The organism is Variovorax beijingensis (assembly GCF_003951285.1).
GTDB classification, from domain to species: Bacteria; Pseudomonadota; Gammaproteobacteria; order Burkholderiales; family Burkholderiaceae_C; genus Variovorax; species Variovorax beijingensis.
Window position 1 is genome coordinate 1 of the sequence record NZ_RXFQ01000054.1, and the last position, 2,839, is coordinate 2,839.

General features: G+C 58.4%; 5 protein-coding genes. 4 read left to right on the forward strand and 1 reads right to left on the reverse strand.

Annotation, left to right across the window (positions count from 1 at the left end):
* Nucleotides 1–320 (forward strand): hypothetical protein (locus EJO66_RS32245; RefSeq protein ID WP_206168918.1); only part of this gene is annotated, 320 nt, incomplete at its 5' end.
* Nucleotides 321–395: 75 nt separating this feature from the next.
* Here the strand turns inward: EJO66_RS32245 and EJO66_RS32250 are convergent.
* Nucleotides 396–1,094 carry a hypothetical protein gene (locus EJO66_RS32250; protein WP_125967262.1) on the reverse strand — a complete coding sequence of 233 codons (699 nt, stop codon included), beginning with the start codon at nucleotides 1,092–1,094 and terminating at the stop codon, nucleotides 396–398.
* A gap of 95 nt (nucleotides 1,095–1,189) precedes the next feature.
* Here EJO66_RS32250 and EJO66_RS32255 point away from each other — a divergent pair, with 95 nt between their 5' ends.
* The 3 genes from EJO66_RS32255 to EJO66_RS32265 all read left to right on the forward strand — a co-directional run bounded on the left by EJO66_RS32255 (nucleotide 1,190) and on the right by EJO66_RS32265 (nucleotide 2,769).
* Nucleotides 1,190–1,612 carry a hypothetical protein gene (locus tag EJO66_RS32255; RefSeq protein WP_125967263.1) on the forward strand — a complete coding sequence of 141 codons (423 nt, stop codon included), beginning with the start codon at nucleotides 1,190–1,192 and terminating at the stop codon, nucleotides 1,610–1,612.
* A 29-nt stretch (nucleotides 1,613–1,641) separates the two neighbouring features.
* Complete coding sequence (locus EJO66_RS32260; protein ID WP_125967264.1) at nucleotides 1,642–1,971, forward strand: hypothetical protein; 330 nt, start codon at nucleotides 1,642–1,644, stop codon at nucleotides 1,969–1,971.
* Between the two features lie 276 nt (nucleotides 1,972–2,247).
* A complete protein-coding gene (locus EJO66_RS32265; protein ID WP_125967265.1) occupies nucleotides 2,248–2,769 on the forward strand; it encodes a P-loop nucleotide/nucleoside kinase family protein in 522 nt (173 codons plus the stop codon).
* Nucleotides 2,770–2,839: the final 70 nt, after the last annotated feature.

Below are 2,839 nucleotides of genomic sequence, written 5' to 3' on the forward strand. Positions count from 1 at the left end.
CACCAAGCCTGCACGTGGATAGCTCGCATCCAAGGGCAAAATGCGGCCAAGACCCGACATTCATCCCGCTAGTCAAAAAGGAGCCCTGGCCAAACATGAAGCGCCGCACCTCGCCTGCGCTGATTGCGTTCGGCGCTATCGTCATCTTCGGCGGGGCCAGTGTGCTGCTTGGCTATAGCGCCGGCTGGCTCGGCTCGCGCCTAGAGGAGCGTTGCCAGGACTATTGCGCGGCCCGAGGTAAGCAAGGTCAGATGGCGCCGGTCTATCCCAAGACCATGACTGGCTCCCGGGACAGACCTGCTGAATGTGGCTGCCGATAATCGCCCTTCGGCCAAAACCAGTCGTTTGCTCCAGTGACATAAAGAGCCGAGCTTTATAGGACTACGGGGTGCTTCTCATGTGATGTCGCGAAGTTGGTCACAGGTCGCTTCTCGCAGCACCCGATCACAGTCGGCCGAGTACTTGATCTCAACTTCTGACGGAACTGGCGTCTTGTTCGAGGACGATTGGAGGTGCGCAAAGATCGCACCGAGTTCATCGAACAGCGCCTCCACTCGTTCGTTTTTGGCCCATCCTCTCCGATATGAGCGCTGAGTCCGCTTTGCCCGGTCGAGCAGTAAATAGTGGACCGTCGAGTTGCTCTGGGTACGCTGAGACGCGGGGACGATTGCGAAGTCACCTTCATCAACCTCCGCGGCATCCAGCCCCAAGATCGTGGACTGCCTTCCCCCAAGAGAGCTGGCTTCGAAGAAGAGGGTTCTGGCTGAGAAATCGGCAAGTACCGCTTCGAGGCTTCTTGTTGTCCCATTCCATTTCCCGCACCGAATGCAGTAGGTGGGAGGTCCCTCGCTTGCCAGATACACGCCGTAGAACGTAGCGCCCGTTGTCCCGTCAAAAATAGAAACTTCTGCGAGCTTCTCGTACACGCGAGTGCGCTCTTCGAAAGTTGCATACATCGCCATCACGCCATGCATGAGCGAGCGGACCGCCTCCGTAATGACGGTTTGAGACAGCGGAATACGGGTCGGTGGCCGCAACTTGATCTCGGCCTCACCAGCACTTTCCCAGAAGATGTCGTTTGTCGGATTCCCCATGGCTTACTGTAGCCGAGCCACAGCGCCCTTGGATCCAGATCTGCGAAAGGTGAATGCGTGTGGCAGGATGCGGCCACAACCAGACATTCGTTCCCATGTCGAAACACACGCTGTATGCCTACGTTGAAGGCGCGGACCTTCACGAAATCGTCGAATCCATGCAAGGGTGCTTGGACGCCTTCGCCAAGGAAGGAGGCTGGCGGGTGGCTGCTCCGTCCGTTGTCAACCAGCGAGGGACTGAAAAGGGCCTTTGTGACGGTGACCTGCCGTTGTGGGATCTAGGCCTCAACCTTGAACTCCCGGATATCGGAGACGCGCCCGAGGGATGGTTCTTGGATGTCGAGCGGATCGCGCGCTTCATGGGGCGCATGCACGCACAGTTCGAGCGCGACTTTGTTATCGGCATTGGCAACAATGCAACCGGGATTACGGAAGACCTATTCACGGTTGAATCGGATGCCCCTAACCTTGCTGAGCTTCGACGGATCATCGGGGTCGAACCACGGGGCGACGCATAGCGGCCAAACCAGACATTTGGAGGGACCTCATGAGCTTGGATTTCATCCTCATCAAATCGCACGGACACCCGCTCTCGCTCGAGGACATTGACATGGACCTGGCCTTCAAGGAGGAGGACTACAGGTCTCTGGCCGAGCGGTTCTTCAATGGAATCGCGTGGAGCGGCAATGATGGCTTTGTCATCATGGATGACATGAGCTTCGAGTTGAGGCCCAGTGATGTGTCGCTATCGGTCACGGCCCGTGGCGCCGGAGATACCGTGGCGTTCATGGACAACCTCGCCGTACTTGGAGCGCAACAGGGCGTCGTAATTGTCGACGTCCAAGGGTCTGAAATTCTCGTGCCCGCAGGCGACTAGGGCTGCTACGTGGGAGGACTTACATCGGCCAAGAGCGGAAGTACGAATCGAACCTCTAGCCTGACCATGGTGCATAGGCGTCCCACGCGAACGGATTGCTGAGACCTCTGGAACCCGCTATCCTTGCTCTCCATGGCTTGCTCGCAATTCGCGTTCATTATTCGCACCATCCGAAGGATGGTGGGTTAGCGCGCGGCCTGAGTAGCCAAAGCAACCCGCCCCACGAGGCGGGTTTTTTCTGTCTCCTGGGGCTCCTCAGAGTTACTGGAGATTGGAATGCTCGAAACCGAAACTTCGCGGTCTGCCGCCGCCTCTTCCTTGCCAGGGGTCCTGCACATGGTCTGCGGGAAGATCGCGTCCGGAAAGTCGACGCTCACCAAGCACCTCGCAGCGCAGCCAAAGACCGTTCTCATCAGCGAGGACGATTGGCTTGCACGTCTATACCCGAACGAGGTTCTAGCCCTCGCGGACTACGTGCGCTGTGCCGGCAGATTGCGCGAAGCGATGTCGGGCCACATTGCGGCACTGCTCGCAGCCGGCACGTCCGTCGTGCTCGACTTTCCCTCGAACACCCCCGCCACGAGAAGTTGGGCCCGAGGCGTTTTCGAGAAAGCTGAAGCAGCACATCGCCTGCACTACCTGGAGGTTCCTGACGACGTTTGCAAAGCGCGACTGCGTGCTCGTAACCTTTCGGGCGAGCACCCGTTCCAAACAACCGATGCGCAGTTCGATCAAATCACCAGCCATTTCGTCCCGCCTGGGGCGGAGGAAGGCTTCAATATAGTTCGCTATGGCTGAACATGTGGCCGTCGGCTCTGCCGCCGCGCATTTAAAGTCGGCTGCAAAAGGCAGAATACGGCCAGGACCA

Coding starts and splice junctions, on each gene's coding strand:
- EJO66_RS32250 (WP_125967262.1), bottom strand. CDS start 1,094: ATGGGGAATCCGACAAACGACATCTTCTGGGAAAGTGCTGGTGAGGCC.
- EJO66_RS32265 (WP_125967265.1), top strand. CDS start 2,248: ATGCTCGAAACCGAAACTTCGCGGTCTGCCGCCGCCTCTTCCTTGCCA.
- EJO66_RS32255 (WP_125967263.1), top strand. CDS start 1,190: ATGTCGAAACACACGCTGTATGCCTACGTTGAAGGCGCGGACCTTCAC.
- EJO66_RS32260 (WP_125967264.1), top strand. CDS start 1,642: ATGAGCTTGGATTTCATCCTCATCAAATCGCACGGACACCCGCTCTCG.